This window comes from Moorena producens 3L (assembly GCF_000211815.1).
Classification (GTDB): Bacteria; Cyanobacteriota; Cyanobacteriia; order Cyanobacteriales; family Coleofasciculaceae; genus Moorena; species Moorena producens.
On record NZ_GL890929.1, the window covers coordinates 58,726 to 77,082 of the forward strand.

The following is an 18,357-nucleotide window of genomic DNA, read 5'->3' on the forward strand; positions in this document are numbered from 1 at the left end:
ATGTAACGAATATTTAGGAATAACGCAACATTTCTTAATGTTTTTTTCGGGAGTCGGGAATCGGGAGTGTGGGGAGTGTGGGAAGTGTGGGGCGCGGGCGCGGGGAGATCGGGAGATGGGGGAGATTTTTATTAAGGGTAATTGTCATAAAATGATATTAGCTTTCTATGACCGAAGAGTGTTTTTGCATCCATTGAAATGCACCCTAGAAACTGACGGCTGACCGCTGACCGCTTACCGCTTACCGCTTACATTTTATTCTTCACTTTTCCGGTTCAATTAAAATAGTTTTTGGTTGCTCAACATCAAATAGGGAAGCGGACAGAAGAATAACTGGTTTGTTTGTTTTGTTTTCACCATAGTGAACCATTCCGCTCGATTCAACTAGAGAATCTCCAACCGTTAGTTGTGTAGTTTGCCCTGCTTGCAGAATTAATTCTTTGCCATTAGCTTTCCTTACTTTAGCCTCTCCTTTCACAACAGTAAACGTTAACGTGCCAGCCTCTACTAGTGCAATTTGCATGCCGGTATGAGTATGAGTAGGCAGTTTTGTTCTGGGTTTGATGGTATGGCGAATAAGTTCCAGAATTTCCTTTTTTTCTTGAGTCGGATAACCACTGCCTAAAACGTCACTTGTAACCGATTGAGTGTAACTATTGGGTGAGGAGGTTTCTTGACTGTTAACAACTACACATCCAAAAGCTAGGATGGCTAATGGTAAAATTATAGACAGTTTTTTCATACTATAGTGTTTGGATTTTGGTTGTGAATACATGAACTAGAAACATGGTCTAGCAACTATCATCCCAGTGATTGATCCGTTCTGCGACCCTGCCGACCCTACATCTATATCAACCCCATCCGATGGTGGGCAGTGTCTAGAAACTATCATCCCAGTAATTGATCCGGTCTGTTCACTCCCTACATCAACCCCATCCGATGGTGGGCTGCTCTACTATTCCGATGATGGGCAGTGTTTAACCCAGCACCTTACGCAACTATGGTGGGCAGTGTATAGCAACTATCCTCGCAGTGATTAATCGAGTCTGATACACTGCCCACCCTACATCAACTATTCCGATGCTGGGCTGCTCTACTATTCCGATGGTGGGCAGTGTTTAACCCAGTGGTGCGTTACGGGGGGGACTTTCCCAAGGCTGGCTACGAGGTTGAAAATGACGGCGAGCCCCCCTAACGCACCCTACGCAACTATGGTGGGCAGTGTATAGCAACTATCCTCGCAGTGATTAATCGAGTCTGATACACTGCCCACCCTACATCTACTATTCCGATTCCCGATTCCCGATTCCCGATTCCCGTTCCCCTCCTGGGAGGGGTTAGGGGTGGGTTCCGATTCCCAATTCCCTAGTAATTTCAGGCTCCCACTTGGGAAATCAGATAAGCGCCGGATAGGGCTGCTACTGTGGCGAGGATGGTAATCCAAATGGGATAGTAGCTGCGAATTGGTTTATCTCCTTCGATACTGATGGTTTCAATATCAATCCAGGGATTAACACCCCGGCGAAACCAACCGGTGACGATTACGGTCTGGTTAACTAAATTACTAACACGGGTGGGTTGAGGTAGGATATTACCTAGTGGTCCGAGATAGGAACAGTAGTTTAGTCTGACTAAACCTGTCGAGGTTTGTAATATTAAATCTTGTCCGAGCCAATTGCGTAATCCCGAACGTCCTAATAGTTTTCCGCTTAAGAGAACAGGACGACTATCGGGAGGTAGAGTAGCGTTAGTGGCGAAATAATCTCCTAAGTCGGGGTCAGTACCGATATTGGTAGGTTTGAGGTCGGGAAAGTAATTATTAATCCAGAGAAAGACACTGATACTAAAGGCAATTAAGATACAAGCATCGATAAAGGAATTGGCGTTATGTAGCCAAATTAACTGCCAAATGTCGAACATGTCAGACAGTTTACCAATCATCCAAAGTATCCCTCTTAATGCTGCGCCCATAATTACGCCAAAAATTAGGGTACTTTGTAGCAGGGGTAAGGCTTTGTAACTGTTGCTGAGTTTAGAGAAAAATTCAGCTCGATTGCGACTGGCAGGAATTAAAGCTGGTAAATCTAGTTCGGCATGAAGCTTGAGAAAGTGGGCGTAGCGCTTAGGTAAATGTAAACGTTCTCCGAGTAGGGGATGGGCAGAGTTGATGATTAACCAGTAGCGGTAGGGATTAGTACAGTCCCATTTCAAGATGTCTTCAAAGGGGGTGGTGGGGGAAAAACTGCCGATAACCATGGCTTGCTGATAACCGACGGGGAGTAAGACATCAAAGCTTTCTAATAGCCCACTGGTTTGGCCGGAAATTTGGATGTCTTCGCTTATCCCTAGGGCAATTTTTAGTAAGGCGCGGGTCAAGCCATTGGGATTACCTGTGGTTGAGATGGCGATGCGATCGCTATAGTAAACCCTAGCTCTAGATAACCATAGCAGGGGTAAGCTCAATACCCAATAAATGCTGTAACTGAGGGAAGCAACAGTACCAGTAATTCCTAAAAGGATTGCGCTTAACCATCCCCTAGCACCAGGTAATTTAACTAGCAGTAATTCCTTTAGCTTCTCTGCCCACTGAGGGATTTGCCAATAGATAGTGTAAGGGATTTGAATAATTAGTACCCCTAGGGACATCAAGATGAAATCCCGATTGATAATATGTCCTAGCTGACCGGCGTAGATGTTGGCAATTTCATCATCTTTGAGCTGGTCTAATAATCCCTGACTAACTACAATCCGAGCAGTGCGAGGTAAGTTACCATAGGTCAGGGCTACGGTGGCGTCTGTGGGTAAGACTTTTAAGCTCGGTAAGGGCAGACGACGTTTGCGGCAAACCTTTTGTATAACTTTAGCGGATTCTGGATGGCGGGAAGCTAGTTGGGTCAAGGATAGGGCTTCAAGACCATGAAACTGCTTTAGCAATCCATCCATTAACCAGGGCGATAGGATAAATAGGATGGCTAAGGTAATTTCTAGGGCTACGGTTGGGTCACGGTATAACAATTGGAAGGGTTGGAACCAGGGTAACTCTACCAAGATGGAATTGATGGTTTCCATGGCGAATTCCACTAGAACCCGCAGTAGCCAGAAAAATGCGATCGCAACCGTGATTGCGACTAACCACAACCGTTCCATCTTGGCAGATTTCAGGGGATGCCAATGCTGTGCTCGTCCACAGTTGCGCCATCGAGGACGAGGAGTGTAGAGGGTGGGAATATCCGGGGGAGAGTAGGGAACTGGTAATAGGGAAGAAGATGAAGCAGTCTGGTTTGGTTTACGGCTCAGTTTCAGTGGGCTAGAAGCCTGATCCTCTAGGGGGGTAAACCCTGTGGCATCAGTAGGGGATTTAGCAGCAACCGGATACTTGGTAATTAACTCAGCCTCAGTTTTAGCTGCCCATTCCTGTATCTGGGGGTCAGGGTGTTCCCTCAGGTGTTGGCAAAGTGCGATCGCTTTTTCTGGCTGACCATGCTTAGGATAAGCCTCGACTAGGGATTGAGAGGCTTCCGTCACAATGGAGTCATCCAACTCCATCTCACAGACACCTTCTAAGTGTGCGATCGCATCCTGGTAATTGCCCTGTTTGAGAGCTGCTAGACCAGCTGCCAGAGTTGGATTAGGAATAGATGCCATGAGGTTAAGAGTGTTTGTCCCTATCTTCCTTTAAGATAACCTTGGGCTACGGATTTGATCGCGCCTCAGTTCGATGTAATGATTTCACAGGTGTTGAGCAGTAGGCACGATCCAGACTTCAGTAATAATATAGCTTTTATGAATAGGTCATAAAAACTTAGGCTCATTTAGCCTACATCAAAAAATCCTCGAATATCTTTCCTAGTCTTAGCTGGTCTTTGATCCGAATTTTTATTGCTCCATCATCTTTTGTTTACATTTCATTTAAAAACCATAATAGCCCCATTGATTAGGGTGTATGCTAATATTTTTTGCTGCTGAAATTAAGGATTAATGATTGAAAGCATCAGCCTCTACATCAGCCTCTACATTCACAACGTATGGGTGAATTTTAGATTTTTTTTCAAAAAAAAGTGGGGTTATAGGATAGCTTAATTATACCATAATTAAGCTACGCATGATAATGATATGTTGCTATAAACAACGCTTTTTCAGGGTGGAAAAATAATCTTTAAGCTGTTATTTTGTTACAAAAACGTTATTCCTTCGTAAATTAAGGAGTATATCTAGCGTTTATCGCCGTTATGAGGTACAGTATTCTTTGACGTTGATTCCCTGTTTTGATGCAGCGCATTCCTATTCCCTGTTCCCAGATCCGCTGTTCCCTAAAATCCCGAAATTTTGTACCTCATAGCTAGGATAATTGCTAGGAGGTACCTTTATTGATCCAATTCAGTGTGATATACTCATTTGAAAGTTGTGATCAAGGGAATGCATAATGTTAAATTACTAATCCAAGGGCTAGATAAATTACCCCGATTTATCCCATTTAATATTAAGGACATCATGCCATGACTTCACAAAATCCAATCCCGCCACAGTTAGGTGAGATGCCAAACCCAGAAATTCAGTCCACGGATAAAAATCCGTCTACTGAAGCACTAATAGAAGAAGGTGTTAACCGCATCGTCACCGAGATTGTTGATTCAGCGCTAGCACGGATTAGGGACCAGCAAGAGCGGCAACTAGTGCGCGATGGTATTGCTGATATCCTCGGTAACACACTCCAGGAATTGGTTGAGGAAAAACTGAATCAGCAGCAATCTCAGATATCCATGGTTGGAGGCATGGCTATCGGTGATGCTGTTAATACCGGTATTAATGCCGCCAAGCAAGTACAAGACCTAGGCTTTGTGGAGTTTACTGCTGGCTTAATTAACGGTACTTTCGATGCTATTATCGCTGCGACAATCAGACAGATCGAAGCCTATGCTGAGCTGGTTGCTAACCTAGCCAAAACCCTCAAGCAGTTTGAGGCTGAGAACGTCTCTGATGCGGAGATTAAGGCACACCTTAATGAAAACTACCCGGATGGAAATGGCGGCACTCTTGTACGGGCGAACTATATATTTCCAAACACACCTACAGACCAAAACACCGGCAATCCTGGCAAGGCTGGTGTTACTAAATTAAAGGAGGTAGCAAGAGCATTAGAAGCAGAAACGGTCAACCTGGAACAACCCCTTAAACTCACTATCACACCAGAGCAGAAGAATTCTTTCACAGTTCCTCAAGTCCAAGTAATTCGTCGCAAACTCTCTGAGTCACTGGCACAGAGCTTGATTGATCATCTCCGGGAGATGGCACGGCAGGGTATGGCACGGATTGTGATCACCGATGGTGAAATCCTTTCTAAACTTACCTTTAACGTTACTGCTACCGAAACAGAAACTAGACGAAAAAGCGAGTACGACCGTTTACAAGCTGGCGCTTCTATCCGAGCCAGTGCTAGGTGGGGATGGGGTCGTGCTTCTGTTGGAGCAAACTTCAACAAACTAAAAGTCAAAGCAACTAATGAAAGTTCATTTGATAACGTCACCATGAGTACTGAAATCATTGGTCAGGTTAAAATTCGCTTCCGCACCGAGACCTTCCCAATAGTAGAATAAAACGGATAAATTGATTACCTAATCACTTAAGTATTACAGCGGGATGATTGTTGCGATAGGTTAGCGCCTAGGGAATAGGAAAAGAGAGAGGAGTTTGGGGAGATTTGTTCCCTACTCCCTGCTCCCTGCTTCCTTATTAAGTAACTTCAATCATCCCCTATCTATCATTAGAGCACTACGCATTAAGAGGATATCTGAAAAGTTTTTTGATACTGAATTTTGCCCCCCTAGCCCCCCAATTCTGGGGGGAACAAGAATCCATTTGTTGGTAAAAGTCCCCCAAAATTGGGGGATTTAGGGGGCTTGAATGTAGCAAATGAGACTTCTCAGACAACCTCTAAGGTGTTTGACATTGTCTTGATGCAGTCGCTCATGGGGGGAACCCCCAAAACCGCTTAGGTGCGCTTTCCGCATTAAGAATTAAATTCGCCACGGGTCGCACCTCTGCATCGCTCCTAAACTCCGAAACTTAGTCATAACTTACTTCTAACTTCTGACTTCTAACTTCTGACTTGCGCGTAGCGCTATACCTATGGCTGACATCACACTAGGCAACTTGATTGCCCTGATCCTTGAAGAAGTATCTGACACCCTCGACCAGACAAATTCTGACAGCACTACAGAAACGAATTTAGAGGTTACAGATGTTTATTTTGATATTCCAGCCCATTTATACCTAAAAACCGATGGGCAATTTTTAAGTCAAGAGAAAACAAAATCACGAGTAATGATTAGTTTACCTTCAACTATAGAAACTCCCCCTGTCGGTAAACTAGGTCGCATCCGCATGACTATCGCTCCTGAAAAATCACGATAAGACTACTATTCCGAAGTTAAACACTTTTGCTAGTAAACTACTATGACTAATGAGGAATCATTAACAGCCAGCAACGGCAATACAAAAGGTAATACAAAAAACAATACAAACAGCAATACAGAGGAAAACACGGAATGGCAGCTAGCGGAGATGGTTGATGCGATCGCTGCTGAAATTGACCGTGCTGAAGATACTCTTTCTTTGAAATCTTATGCCCGTGGCAAGTCTATGGCGATTAAACAGCTTCAACTCGATATAGAAGTTAAGCTGCGCCGTACCTCTGACGGTAAAATCTTATTTCGGACTACAGACCCTGGGGAAAATAGCGCTACTGTTATCAAACTGGATTTTGCCCAAGTCCTAGAAAGCCAGTTACAAGGAGTGCGTAAGCAACTTGATCAACCGATCAGCACTAGGCCCCTGGCTACTCTACCTGGTATTACCGAGGCTGAGATCAAACAATTAAATGGCATTGGGATTTACTCAGTTAATGACCTTGAAGGCTACAGCCAAACAGCGGCAATGGTAGCTGAACTCAGCCGCAAAACTGGAATTGCTGATTCACGGATTCGGATATGGCGACAGCTACCGTTCTTGAGTGAGGTGAAACCAGCAAAAGGACTACCCGGAAGCCAGGTTGTGATTGAGGGAGGTAATTTTGGCGATCGCGACCCTAATGCCGCAGTTTTCTTCCAAGGTCAAGCAGTACAGATTCTTGAGTGGAGCAAGTCCCGTTTAATTGTTACCATGCCCGAAGTAACAGGCTCTGGTGTCTTGTTTGTAGTTATCGATGGTCAAAGCACCAATCTGCTGTCTTGGGAAGCAATCACCGTTGATTTACGAGTGCGAAATATTACTATCACACCAGATCAACCATTAGCAGGAGACCTGATTACCATTGAAGCGGATCTAATCAATCAAGGGAATAGTTCTTCTGATACCTTCGAGGTACAGTGGACAGTGGATAACAAGCCGCAGCCAATCCAATCCCACGGTCCGTTGCAGCCCAATCAGCGATCGCAAGACAGCAGTATCCGTCGCCAGCTCAGACTCGACCCTGGTTCCCACACCATCCGCTTCACTGCTGATCCACACCAGAAAAATTTAGACCTAAACCGAGCTAACAGCACCTTTACCAGAGAGATTGAGGTTAAAGGTCTAAACCAACTAACCATTGCTGATTTTCGTGATATCAATACCCTTGACCCACTACTCAATATTAACTACCCTTCAGCGAATATGAACTACGGTCCAGGGGATGTGTTGAGCCTAGTCTTCCGTGGTTTGGGTCGTCTTGATCCAAAAACAGGAGCTTTCGTAACCGATATTGCTACTCGTTGGTGGTGGATTGAAAATAAGGAAAATAATACTCGAATAATTTATTTCCAGCTTTCTGAAGAAGTGAGTTTCCATGACGGAAAACAGCTTACTGTAGCTGATGTAGAGTTTACCTATCAGGTATATAAAAAACTTAACTCAAGCCCAAATAAGCGGGTGATAAACATAATCAGAGATATCAATGTCGTTAATGATCGGATAATCAGCTTTGAAGTACTGTGGCCTTTTCTCAAAGAAGAGGAACGCAAAGACGATAATTCTGATCAAGTTGATATTGACAAAGATGATACCATTACGCCCATTGACCGGGAGCAGATTCAGTCTATCGAGAGCATTGATCAGATTGAGTCTATCGAAATCGTTGACCAACCACGCCCCCGCCCCATCGACATTGCTGAGTCTCCACTACCACGCTACATTGCCTCTGTGATGACTATCGGTATAGTACCGCGCCACGCTTACAATCAAAAAAGTTTTCAGCTGAAGCCCATTGGCAGTGGACCTTTCCAGGTTGAGAGATTTGACTCAGGCCAAGAAATTGTACTGAATGCTTTTCCCAAGTATGTAAAAGGTGCGCCACGATTGGATCGTATTGTTATTTCTGTCCTAGGGCAGCTTGATGCAGTCACAGAGGTAGTAAGTAGTAACAAGTATAATGCTGCGGTGCTACCATATACTGAGAAACTCTATAGCCAGTTCAATAACAGAAAAGATTGGACTGTAATCCCAACTCCCCTCAACAAACCGGAGCTACTTCACCTACAATCTTCTAGTCTTCAGGAGCGATTACCCAACGATTTCGATACTAATTGGAATGCCCATCTTTGGTACTTTTATAGGGAAATCGTATTATAGTGGTTATGCTATTATGAAGGTTGGCGACGGGTTTTTAGTGCGTAGGGTGCGTTAGGGGCGGACTTGCCCTTATTTTTATCCTCGTAGGGTGCGTTAGGGACGGGCTTGCCCTCATTTTCTGCCTCGTAGCCAGTGTTGGGATAGCCCGTCCCGTAACGCACCGTCAAAGTTGGGATAGTCCGCCCCGTAACGCACCACCAAAAGTGTAAAAAAAATCCCAATTAAAGTAGGGTGGGCAAATTGATATTATCTAGAATACTCACCCATAACCAAAATGTTTTTTTTTGCCCACCCTACAACCTACAAGTCAGTAGGGTGGGCAAATTGATATTATCTAGAATACTCACCCATAACCAAAATGTTTTTTTTTGCCCACCCTACAACCTACAAGTCAGTAGGGTGGGCAAATTGATATTATCTAGAATACTCACCCATAACCAAAATGTTTTTTTTTGCCCACCCTACAACTAATGTCAAAAAAAATCCCAATTAAAGTAGGGTGGGCAAATTGATATTATCTAGAATACTCACCCATAACCAAAATGTTTTTTTTTGCCCACCCTACAACCTACAAGTCAGTAGGGTGGGCAAATTGATATTATCTAGAATACTCACCCATAACCAAAATGTTTTTTTTTGCCCACCCTACAACCTACAAGTCAGTAGGGTGGGCAAATTGATATTATCTAGAATACTCACCCATAACCAAAATGTTTTTTTTTGCCCACCCTACAACCTACAAGTCAGTAGGGTGGGCAAATTGATATTATCTAGAATACTCACCCATAACCAAAATGTTTTTTTTTGCCCACCCTACAACCTACAAGTCAGTAGGGTGGGCAAATTGATATTATCTAGAATACTCACCCATAACCAAAATATTTTTGCCCACCTAATGTCAAAAAAAATCCCAATTAAAGTAGGGTGGGCAAATTGATATTATCTAGAATACTCACCCATAACCAAAATATTTTTGCCCACCCTACAACCTACAAGTCAGTAGGGTGGGCAAATTGATATTATCTAGAATACTCACCCATAACCAAAATGTTTTTGCCCACCCTACAACTCTGAAGAATAGGGGATTCTGATTCCAGAAATTTCAGGGAAATATGACCAGTTCGACAGAAAATGTGACTTGATAATACTGAGAGGTTGTCTGAGAAGTTTCATTTGTTACATCCAAGCCCCCGTTGGTCCCCCAATTTTGGGGGACTTTTAGAAGCAAATTGACTCTTGTTCCCCCCAAAGTTGGGGGGCTAGGGGGGCAAAATTCAGTATAAAAAAACTTGGGAGATATCCTCTGAGAGAAGTAATGAAAATCCCAGTAAAATAATTACCCAGTAATACTGTAATCCACTCCTAGCATGGCTAAAGGTCGCTCCTTTCAAAAGAGCATTGGTGAAGTCTACACCTCGAAGGTCAGCGTGGTTAAAGTTTGCTCCTGTAAGGTTTTGACCCTTAAAGGAGCGACCTTGGAGATTTTGGCCAGAGAAGTCGGATAACATAGTTGCTACGTACTTGTTGAGCACACTTCCTGTTTGACATCAGGCTTGTCGGTCAATCGTTTCACCTCTGACGAGACGAAATTATCGGAATCTTGGTTCCAGTGCTGTTCAACACCTCTACCAATTACCCATAACCAATTACCTATCACCAATTCGCCATCTCTCAACCACCCGTTGCAATCTCGCAGGTAACCAACTGTCATACTTAGGATAAACTGGCAAACGCGCTACTAACTTCCATCCAGCTGGTTCAATCACTTCGCGCAATCGATAACTATGGGGATGAGGATAATCGGGATTCACCTCATCCTTGGGACTAATTCCTCCTAAATCCCGTGCGCCAGCCTCCAAACACGCTAATAGAGCAGAAGACCGTTGAGGCAAGTTCCCAACAGTATCAACTAAATTGGGAGGAATTTGGATAGTAATATCCAAGGGCAAAATCTGACGCGCCTTCCGAATCACTTTTACCAGGTGATTAAGACCGAAAGACTGACTATGAAAGATTTCTGTAGTGCCCTCACTGTAAGGTTGCAGGATGACCTCTTGGATATGACCATACTCACCATGAATTTGTGCGATCGCATTTAAACTTTCCCACCAATCCTGCTCAGTTTCACCAATGCCAAACAACAAACCGGTCGTAAAGGGAATCCCCAATTCTCCCGCCCATTGCAACTGTTGTAGTCGCACCTCTGGTATCTTACTGGGAGCATAGCAGTGAACGGTTTTGAGCAACTCCGGTGTTAATTGTTCCAACATCAACCCCATAGACACATTCACCTGCTTGAGTCGCGCCATCTCCTCCCAACTCAACGGTCCAACATTAGTATGGGGCAAAAATCCCAGAGACAAAGCCAGGTCACACAAATCATAAATTAGTTGAAACCAAGCCTTGCGCCGTGAAGACCTAGGATGAACCTCACCACTAAGAATCAGAATTTCACAAACACCCTGACACTGAAGCAACCTTAACTGATTTTCCGCATCCTCCACACTCAACCAAGGACTGCTCCCCGCTTCCGCCCGAAAATTGCAGTAGCTACAGCGATTAAAGCATTCGTAAGTCGGAACCAAAGTGTAGGCAGGGCTGTAGGTAATGATGTGGGAATCAGATTGGGAATCAGAAACGTCCATAGCAACAAACACCCGTCAAAAGAGTCCTATGATAATTGTTAATTATCAAGTAACACTTTAAGCATTCAGCGGTCAGCGGTCAGCGGTCAGCGGTGAGCTAAAAGCTCACGCTACTTGAGGTGCGGTCAGTTGGCCTTGGGCTGATAGCACCTCAAGTAGCACCATCTGTAGCGCATAAGCACCTCAAGTAGCGTGCGCATTAGCTGATAGCTGATAGCTGATAGCTGAATGCTTTCTTCCCGACTCCCGATTCCCGACTCCCGATTCCCTACTCCCTACTCCCTATTAGCTACTAACTAATGCCTGTTGTTTAGCATAAATATTTTTCAGATGCTTCTTAACAGTATTGGTAGTAATATAAAGCCGAGCTGCAATTTCTTTGTAAGACATTTTAGCTTTCTTAAGCAACCAAACTTCAGCTTCTCGGTTAGTCAATCCATATTTTTTAGCATCAGTAATAGCAGCATTATAGTAAGAATGATGGCGATTTTCTAGAGTTACTAACAGATATGGTTCTGCTTGATTATCCAAAAATAACCATCTGACCCTAACTCGAAATGTTACTGAATTATCCATTTTGATTTCCGACTCAAGAATCATTTTCTGCCCAGAAAACCAATCGCGACTATCAATTAACCCTTCGCACACTCGCCAAATTGACTCAGGGATAGAACTCATCTGTGACTTATCTTGACAGAGTTGACGACAAATGCTAAGCCCACGTTCATTAGCATGAACCCACTTTCCTTGAGACGTCAGAATCAAGACACCGTCAACAAACCCTTCAAGAATAGCTTGTAGGAGGAATTGAGAGTTATTCGATGGTAAACTAGCAATTTTAGACTTATTTTCCGAATGACTGAGCTGATTGGCCTTCGGCCACACTACGCGATTGGCCTTCGGCCACGCTACGCGATCGAAACCTTTGACTTGGTAGTTAATCTGGGACTCTAAGCTATACATGTTGAATCTCCTTCAATACCCATAACTCTCCGAATTACCCAAGAACTCTATACAGAGATGGCTGAATTGAGTAACTCGTTCTGGCTTACTGATACAGTCATTTTTATAGGCGAACTCCTGTAGCTACAATGAGCAAGCTACAGATTTCCCAAATTCGTTGCATTTGTTTGCAATCAAGGGTAGCCGGGTGAAGGGACCGGAAGGAAGGTGAAGTTGGGTGCATCTCAGTTTTGAAAATTTTGCTAGTGGTGCTATAGGGGGGGCTTCATTTTTCGCCTCTTAGTCAGGGTTATGTTGCTGCCCGTAACGCACCACCGTGTCAAACAGCAAAAATGAGATGCACCCGGTGAAGTTTTTCGACAGTTATTGGTTTTTTATTTGTTTTGTGGCTTAAAAATCCGAAATTCTACTGTTTAGGGGTGTTGCTCTATATATATCTCTCTATAAATACCATTAGATCACGGCAATGTGTAGAAATAGTGAATGGGCTAGCTAAGCCAAGTCATGAAATGTAAGCATTCAGCCCTCAGTAGTCGGTCTAACTGCCCACCCTAGGATTAATCCTAGTGATTAATCCTAAATCTGGTCACGAAAGCGATCGCACTTTTTTTATTAAGTAATGTTAAGTATTAGGTGGGCAGTGCATCACACAGATAATGAAGCTTGAAAAGCCCTTTGCTAGGCACTGCCCACCCTACGATTCATCTAGGATTAATCCCTAGGATTAATCAAAATTGTCCCAGATATCAGTAAATATTGACAAAAGCAATCACTACTATCTTTGTTAAGCAATGTTAAGCTAATATAGCAGTGGTTCAAACGGATTAACCAAGCTGGCCATAACCTGGCTAAGCCATGCCTAGCCTAGGATTCATCCCTCTGATTCATCCCTCTGATTCATCACCATTGTGGGAGCTATCAGTCATCTTTCAAGAAAGCGATCGCCATTTTTTTATTAAGCAAAGTTAACTAGTTTTAAATAAAGTTACGATTAAACCTGGAAAATGTATTTATCTTCAGGATTGTATTAGGATAAATACAGACAGGCGAAACAAGCCTTCTGAACCTAGATAATCTAATAAACGCAATCATCCGAACATGACTACCACATTAAACCAGCGTAACGCTAACGTGTGGGACCGGTTCTGCGATTGGATCACTTCCACCAACAACCGCCTCTATGTAGGCTGGTTCGGTGTACTGATGATCCCTACATTGCTAACCGCTACCATCTGCTTCATCATCGCCTTCATCGCTGCTCCCCCTGTGGACATTGATGGCATCCGCGAGCCTGTTGCTGGCTCTTTGATTTATGGCAACAACATCATCTCTGGTGCTGTTGTTCCTTCTTCTAACGCCATTGGCTTGCACTTCTACCCCATCTGGGAAGCAGCTTCCTTAGATGAGTGGCTCTACAATGGTGGTCCTTACCAGCTAATCGTCTTCCACTTCCTTGTTGGTATCTTCACCTACATGGGTCGTCAGTGGGAGCTGAGCTACCGTCTAGGCATGCGTCCTTGGATCTGCGTTGCTTACAGCGCTCCCTTGGCTGCTGCTACTTCTGTGTTCCTAATCTACCCCATTGGACAAGGTTCCTTCTCCGATGGTATGCCTTTGGGAATCAGCGGTACCTTCAACTTCATGTTCGTGTTCCAAGCTGAGCACAACATTCTTATGCACCCCTTCCACATGCTGGGTGTAGCTGGCGTATTCGGCGGTTCGCTGTTTAGTGCTATGCACGGTTCTTTGGTGACCTCCTCCTTAGTGCGTGAGACCACCGAAACCGAGTCTCAGAACTATGGTTACAAGTTCGGACAAGAGGAAGAAACTTACAACATCGTTGCAGCTCACGGCTACTTCGGTCGTTTGATCTTCCAATATGCGTCCTTCAACAACAGCCGTGCCTTGCACTTCTTCTTAGGTGCTTGGCCTGTAGTAGGCATCTGGTTTACCGCTTTGGGCATCAGCACCATGGCGTTCAACCTGAATGGCTTCAACTTCAACCAGAGCATCATTGACTCACAAGGTCATGTAATCAGCACCTGGGCTGATGTTCTTAACCGGGCTAACCTAGGTTTCGAGGTAATGCACGAGCGTAACGCTCACAACTTCCCTCTAGACCTAGCTGCTGGTGAAGCTACTCCTGTTGCTTTAACTGCTCCAGTTATCAACGGCTAATCTAAACTTGGCTTAATTGGCTGAGTTTGAAAGAAGCGCTCTCCGTTTGGGGAGCGCTTTTTTGTTTGTATATAACGGGAATTTAGAATTTAGAATTTAGAATTTAGAATTTAGAAGTCCAGTAGGGTGCGTTAGGGGCGGGCTTGCCCTAATTTTAAGCCTCTTTGCGCCTGGTTGAAATAGCCCGCCCCGTAACGCACCAGCAGGTCAAACCGCAAAAATGAGATCTACCAATTCATTCACCCTACAAGATAAAAAGTATGGGTAGGTAAAATATAAAGGTGGTGAAGACACCATCCCGATAAGATACTGGTGCAAGTCTGTGGGTGCATCTATAAACTTTATGGGAAAGAAAAACCACAAAAAGGCAATTCGTAGCTTGAATCAGCGTATTGCTGAACACCAAGAAAAGATTAAACTAGAGTATGAAAAGGACTTTCCAGATCAAGGTTTAATAAGGCATTGGGAAACTGAGATTCGTGCCTTTGAGAAGGGCATTCAGCAAGCACTAAAACGATTGGGTAAATAATTATGCAGATTCGCGACCGCTCCCTTCCTATTACGAGCAATACTCTCAAAACATTAATTACAGAATTAGGCTCAGAATGCCAAACCGTTACCGCTTTAATTCATCAACTTCAGTCACCTCACCTCAGTGCTAGACAACAAGCGGAAATTTTGGCAGAATTGCTGGCTGCTGCAATTCATTTGAATGTTCATTGTGGCGAGGAATTTCAGACGCTAATTGCCAAGGAGATGGAAAAATTACCGGATGATGATGAAGAGGAGTAGATCGGGATGTGAAGTCAGAAGTTTCTATCAAGTCAGAAGTCAGAAGTCAGAAGTCAGAAGTGTTTATTAAGTCAGAAGTCAGAAGTTGGGTAGGGTGTGTTAGGGACGGACTCGCCCTGATTTTATCGGTAGCCAGTATTGAGACAGTCCGTCCCGTAACGCACCATCAGGTCAAACAGCTTTAATGAAGTCAGAAGTTTTTATTAAGTCAGAAGTCAGAAGTTTTTATCAAGTCAGAAGTCAGAAGTTTGAAGTCAGAAGTTTTTATTAAGTCAGAAGTTAGAAGTTTCTATCAAGTCAGAAGTCAGAAGTCAGAAGTCAGAAGTTTGAAGTTTTTAGAAAGTTTGAAGTCTATTCTTTGAGTTTTTTGACGGTGGTGACTAGGATTTTAATAATTTCCTCGGTTTCTTGGATTAGTGCTTTGAACTTTTCTAATGATACCAGTTCAGCTTCTATCAGAACCTAAGCGCCAGTATTTTGTTTCTCTTGCTTCTTTGAGAGCAATTTGATATTTACTGATAAAATCTCTTCGGGATTGGGCTGACTGAGCTTCACTACAATTAGCTCCGATAGAAGTTCCTGACCTTAATAACTGATTCGCTAAGGTTCTAGTAACCTTAGATTCTTCTTCTAACCAAACCCAAGCTTTGACTATTCTAACCGCAAACGTTTTTGTTCTATCCTGAATTGAAACTTGTTGATAACTCAAATTATTTCTTCAAACTTGGCCTTTGGCCACGCTACGCGAACAAACTTCAAACTTGGCCTTTGGCCACGCTACGCGAACAAACTTCAAACTTCTGACTTCATCCCGGCGCAAACTACACGAAAACCAAATTCCTTGTAGCGGTAGTCGCGCCTAACGTAGAGGTTGCGAATCGCAGAACGGCAGTAATCAGGATCGTTGACCCAGGAGCCGCCCCGCAGCACTGAATATGAGCTTTTATCCTGATTATTGGCTGAATATGACTGATTTTCAGTATTGACATTTTCCGCTTCATTACCATCGATCCAAGCACTGCCGTCAGTGGGCGCACCTTCGTAGTTAGAATGCCAATCATCAGCGCACCATTCCCAAACGTTCCCGTGCATATCACTGAGTCCAAAAAAGTTGACGACTTCAAAATATCCTACTAGTGTTGTTTCCTGACGGTATTCTCCTTTTGGCTCTCTACCATAAGATCCTGACCATTCAGAGTCTTTATCATCGGTCCCGCGATAATTAGCCAAATCTGTTGTGATGGTTTCTCCGAAGTGGAATGGGGGATAGGATGCTCCAGCTTCCAGGTTAAGGGGTTCTTTTACCCCTCTACAGGCATATTCCCATTGGGCTTCAGAAGGTAGTCTATATTCCCTTCCTGTTAGCTTAGAAAGGCGGTTACAGAACTCGACAGCATCATACCAATTGACTTGTTCAACAGGTCTTTGCCATCTATCGATCCCTTGATAGGGCTCTTTAAAATAAGAGGGGTCTGGATCTAAATGTTGATTGACCTTAAGGTCAGATCGAGATGCGATCGCTTTCCATTGATCTTGAGTAATCGGGTAACGTCCGATTAAAAACGATGAAATAGTTACATCATGTTGGGGTCTTTCATTATCACGACTCCCTTCTTCACTCTCTGGTGCGCCCATGGTGAAGGTTCCATCAGGGATTAAGACCATTTCGAGAGGTATACCGTCTATGTATTCTCTGTAGCCTCGAAAGGTTTGTTTTGGGCGTTTTATGGTCAGTTTCGCCATAATTAGTCAATGAAGTCAGAAGTCAGAAGTCAGAAGTTTGAAGTTTGAAGTCTATTCTTTCAGTTTTTTGACGGTGGTGACTAAGATTTTAATAATTTCCTCGGTTTCTTGGATTAGTGCTTTGAACTTTTCTAATGATACCAGTTCAGCTTCTATCAGAACCTAAGCGCCAGTATTTTGTTTCTCTTGCTTCTTTGAGAGCAATTTGATATTTACTGATAAAATCTCTTCGGGATTGGGCTGACTGAGCTTCACTACAATTAGCTCCGATAGAAGTTCCTGACCTTAATAACTGATTCGCTAAGGTTCTAGGAACTTTAGATTCTTCTTCTAACCAAACCCAAGCTTTGACTATTCTAACCGCAAACTTCTTTGTTCTGTCCTGAATTGAAACTTGTTGATAACTCAAATTATTTATTCAAACTTCTGACTTCTGACTTGGCCTTTGGCCACGCTACGCGAACAAACTTCTGACTTCATCCAGCGCACACTACACGAAAACCATAAAGGCTGAAGCGGTAGCCGCGCCTAAGGACGCTGAGGCGAATCGCAGAACGGCAGTTATAAGGATGGTCGTTCCAGGAGCCGCCCCGCAGCGCTGAATTTGAAATATTTTCATCATTTTTAGCTGAATATGACGAATTTTCAGCATTGACATTTTCTGCTTCATTACCATCAATCCAAGCACTGCCATCTGTGGGCGCACCTTTGTAGTTATCATGCCAATCATCAGCGCACCATTCCCAAACATTGCCGTGCATATCACTGAGTCCAAAAGAGTTGACGACTTTAAAATATTCTACTGGTGTTGTTTCCTGACGGTATTCTCCTTTTGGCCCTCTACCATAAGCTCCTGACCATCTAGAGTCTTTATCATCGGTTCCGCGATAATTAGCCAAAGCTGTTGTAATGGTTTCTCCGAAGTGGAATGGGGGATAGGATTCTCCGTTTTCCAGGTTCAGAGGTTCTGTAAACCCTCGACAGGCATATTCCCATTGGGCTTCAGAAGGTAGTCTATAATCCCTTCCTGTTAGCTTAGAAAGGCGGTCACAGAACTCTACTGCATCATACCAATTGACTTGTTCAACAGGTCTTTGCCATCTATCTATCCCTTGATAGGGCTCTTTAAAATAAGAGGGGTCTGGATCTAAATATTGATTGACCTTAAGTTCAGATCGAGATGCGATCGCTTGCCATTGAGCTTGAGTAATCGGGTAACGTCCCATTAAAAAGGAGGAAATAGTTACATGATGTTGGGGTCTTTCTTTGCCACGACTGCCTTCTTCACTCTCCGGTGCGCCCATGGTGAAGGTTCCATCAGGGATTAAGACCATTTCGAGAGCTATACCGTTGATGTATTCTCTGTAGCCTCGAAAGGTTTGTTTTGGGCGTTTTATGGTTAGTTTGGCCATAATTAGTCAAACTTCAAACT

Annotated in this window: 18 protein-coding genes; 8 read left to right on the plus strand and 10 right to left on the minus strand. The window is 43.7% G+C overall.

The window, feature by feature from the left end; genetic code table 11:
* On the plus strand, positions 1–223 hold a 223-nt coding region (locus LYNGBM3L_RS47515), incomplete at its 5' end, for a hypothetical protein (protein ID WP_207554322.1).
* A gap of 39 nt (positions 224–262) precedes the next feature.
* Here LYNGBM3L_RS47515 and LYNGBM3L_RS16560 read toward each other — a convergent pair.
* Together LYNGBM3L_RS16560 and LYNGBM3L_RS16565 are read right to left on the minus strand one after the other, a co-directional pair.
* Positions 263–742: a cupin domain-containing protein gene (locus LYNGBM3L_RS16560; RefSeq protein ID WP_131827237.1), complete on the minus strand. Its 480-nt coding sequence runs from the start codon at positions 740–742 to the stop codon at positions 263–265.
* Positions 743–1,374: 632 nt separating this feature from the next.
* The gene (locus LYNGBM3L_RS16565; RefSeq protein WP_008185526.1) at positions 1,375–3,645 is read right to left on the minus strand and encodes a zinc metalloprotease HtpX; all 2,271 of its coding nucleotides are present in this window, start codon (positions 3,643–3,645) and stop codon (positions 1,375–1,377) included.
* Positions 3,646–4,496: 851 nt separating this feature from the next.
* On the opposite strand from LYNGBM3L_RS16565, the gene LYNGBM3L_RS16570 reads away from it, so the two are divergent.
* The 3 genes from LYNGBM3L_RS16570 (at position 4,497) to LYNGBM3L_RS16580 (ending at position 8,604) form a co-directional block, all read left to right on the plus strand.
* Positions 4,497–5,594 carry a hypothetical protein gene (locus LYNGBM3L_RS16570; RefSeq protein ID WP_008185528.1) on the plus strand — a complete coding sequence of 366 codons (1,098 nt, stop codon included), beginning with the start codon at positions 4,497–4,499 and terminating at the stop codon, positions 5,592–5,594.
* Between the two features lie 532 nt (positions 5,595–6,126).
* Positions 6,127–6,411 (plus strand): hypothetical protein, encoded by a 285-nt coding sequence (locus LYNGBM3L_RS16575; protein WP_008185529.1) that lies wholly within the window; start codon positions 6,127–6,129, stop codon positions 6,409–6,411.
* Between the two features lie 42 nt (positions 6,412–6,453).
* Complete coding sequence (locus LYNGBM3L_RS16580; protein ID WP_008185531.1) at positions 6,454–8,604, plus strand: ABC transporter substrate-binding protein; 2,151 nt, start codon at positions 6,454–6,456, stop codon at positions 8,602–8,604.
* 11 nt (positions 8,605–8,615) lie between these two features.
* Here LYNGBM3L_RS16580 and LYNGBM3L_RS43725 read toward each other — a convergent pair whose 3' ends face one another.
* The 4 genes from LYNGBM3L_RS43725 to LYNGBM3L_RS16600 all read right to left on the minus strand — a co-directional run bounded on the left by LYNGBM3L_RS43725 (position 8,616) and on the right by LYNGBM3L_RS16600 (position 12,212).
* Positions 8,616–8,765: a hypothetical protein gene (locus tag LYNGBM3L_RS43725; RefSeq protein ID WP_154659825.1), complete on the minus strand. Its 150-nt coding sequence runs from the start codon at positions 8,763–8,765 to the stop codon at positions 8,616–8,618.
* A gap of 1,113 nt (positions 8,766–9,878) precedes the next feature.
* Positions 9,879–10,112: a pentapeptide repeat-containing protein gene (locus tag LYNGBM3L_RS16590; protein WP_008185533.1), complete on the minus strand. Its 234-nt coding sequence runs from the start codon at positions 10,110–10,112 to the stop codon at positions 9,879–9,881.
* Between the two features lie 138 nt (positions 10,113–10,250).
* The gene (gene cofG, locus LYNGBM3L_RS16595) at positions 10,251–11,249 is read right to left on the minus strand and encodes a 7,8-didemethyl-8-hydroxy-5-deazariboflavin synthase subunit CofG (RefSeq protein WP_008185535.1); all 999 of its coding nucleotides are present in this window, start codon (positions 11,247–11,249) and stop codon (positions 10,251–10,253) included.
* Positions 11,250–11,534: 285 nt separating this feature from the next.
* A complete protein-coding gene (locus LYNGBM3L_RS16600) occupies positions 11,535–12,212 on the minus strand; it encodes a helix-turn-helix transcriptional regulator (RefSeq protein WP_008185536.1) in 678 nt (225 codons plus the stop codon).
* Positions 12,213–13,310: 1,098 nt separating this feature from the next.
* Here LYNGBM3L_RS16600 and psbA point away from each other — a divergent pair.
* From psbA to LYNGBM3L_RS43730, 4 genes are all read left to right on the plus strand, one after another.
* Positions 13,311–14,390, plus strand: a complete 1,080-nt coding sequence (gene psbA / locus LYNGBM3L_RS16605; protein ID WP_008185538.1) for a photosystem II q(b) protein — start codon at positions 13,311–13,313, stop codon at positions 14,388–14,390.
* A 343-nt stretch (positions 14,391–14,733) separates the two neighbouring features.
* Entirely contained in the window at positions 14,734–14,919 is a 186-nt protein-coding gene (locus LYNGBM3L_RS16610; RefSeq protein WP_008185541.1) for a hypothetical protein, read from the plus strand.
* Positions 14,920–14,921: 2 nt separating this feature from the next.
* Positions 14,922–15,182 carry a hypothetical protein gene (locus LYNGBM3L_RS16615; RefSeq protein ID WP_008185542.1) on the plus strand — a complete coding sequence of 87 codons (261 nt, stop codon included), beginning with the start codon at positions 14,922–14,924 and terminating at the stop codon, positions 15,180–15,182.
* A gap of 8 nt (positions 15,183–15,190) precedes the next feature.
* A complete protein-coding gene (locus LYNGBM3L_RS43730) occupies positions 15,191–15,367 on the plus strand; it encodes a hypothetical protein (RefSeq protein ID WP_154659826.1) in 177 nt (58 codons plus the stop codon).
* Between the two features lie 260 nt (positions 15,368–15,627).
* Here LYNGBM3L_RS43730 and LYNGBM3L_RS16620 read toward each other — a convergent pair whose 3' ends face one another.
* The 4 genes from LYNGBM3L_RS16620 to LYNGBM3L_RS16635 form a co-directional block, all read right to left on the minus strand.
* A complete protein-coding gene (locus tag LYNGBM3L_RS16620) occupies positions 15,628–15,891 on the minus strand; it encodes a four helix bundle protein (protein ID WP_008185543.1) in 264 nt (87 codons plus the stop codon).
* 83 nt (positions 15,892–15,974) lie between these two features.
* Positions 15,975–16,925 (minus strand): formylglycine-generating enzyme family protein, encoded by a 951-nt coding sequence (locus tag LYNGBM3L_RS16625; RefSeq protein ID WP_008185545.1) that lies wholly within the window; start codon positions 16,923–16,925, stop codon positions 15,975–15,977.
* A 145-nt stretch (positions 16,926–17,070) separates the two neighbouring features.
* The gene (locus LYNGBM3L_RS16630; protein WP_008185548.1) at positions 17,071–17,334 is read right to left on the minus strand and encodes a four helix bundle protein; all 264 of its coding nucleotides are present in this window, start codon (positions 17,332–17,334) and stop codon (positions 17,071–17,073) included.
* Positions 17,335–17,401: 67 nt separating this feature from the next.
* A complete protein-coding gene (locus LYNGBM3L_RS16635) occupies positions 17,402–18,337 on the minus strand; it encodes a formylglycine-generating enzyme family protein (RefSeq protein WP_008185549.1) in 936 nt (311 codons plus the stop codon).
* Positions 18,338–18,357 lie beyond the last annotated feature (20 nt).

Coding starts and splice junctions, on each gene's coding strand:
- LYNGBM3L_RS16560 (WP_131827237.1), bottom strand. CDS start 742: ATGAAAAAACTGTCTATAATTTTACCATTAGCCATCCTAGCTTTTGGA.
- LYNGBM3L_RS16565 (WP_008185526.1), bottom strand. CDS start 3,645: ATGGCATCTATTCCTAATCCAACTCTGGCAGCTGGTCTAGCAGCTCTC.
- LYNGBM3L_RS16570 (WP_008185528.1), top strand. CDS start 4,497: ATGACTTCACAAAATCCAATCCCGCCACAGTTAGGTGAGATGCCAAAC.
- LYNGBM3L_RS16575 (WP_008185529.1), top strand. CDS start 6,127: ATGGCTGACATCACACTAGGCAACTTGATTGCCCTGATCCTTGAAGAA.
- LYNGBM3L_RS16580 (WP_008185531.1), top strand. CDS start 6,454: ATGACTAATGAGGAATCATTAACAGCCAGCAACGGCAATACAAAAGGT.
- LYNGBM3L_RS16590 (WP_008185533.1), bottom strand. CDS start 10,112: ATGTTATCCGACTTCTCTGGCCAAAATCTCCAAGGTCGCTCCTTTAAG.
- cofG (WP_008185535.1), bottom strand. CDS start 11,249: ATGGACGTTTCTGATTCCCAATCTGATTCCCACATCATTACCTACAGC.
- LYNGBM3L_RS16600 (WP_008185536.1), bottom strand. CDS start 12,212: ATGTATAGCTTAGAGTCCCAGATTAACTACCAAGTCAAAGGTTTCGAT.
- psbA (WP_008185538.1), top strand. CDS start 13,311: ATGACTACCACATTAAACCAGCGTAACGCTAACGTGTGGGACCGGTTC.
- LYNGBM3L_RS16610 (WP_008185541.1), top strand. CDS start 14,734: ATGGGAAAGAAAAACCACAAAAAGGCAATTCGTAGCTTGAATCAGCGT.
- LYNGBM3L_RS16615 (WP_008185542.1), top strand. CDS start 14,922: ATGCAGATTCGCGACCGCTCCCTTCCTATTACGAGCAATACTCTCAAA.
- LYNGBM3L_RS16625 (WP_008185545.1), bottom strand. CDS start 16,925: ATGGCGAAACTGACCATAAAACGCCCAAAACAAACCTTTCGAGGCTAC.
- LYNGBM3L_RS16635 (WP_008185549.1), bottom strand. CDS start 18,337: ATGGCCAAACTAACCATAAAACGCCCAAAACAAACCTTTCGAGGCTAC.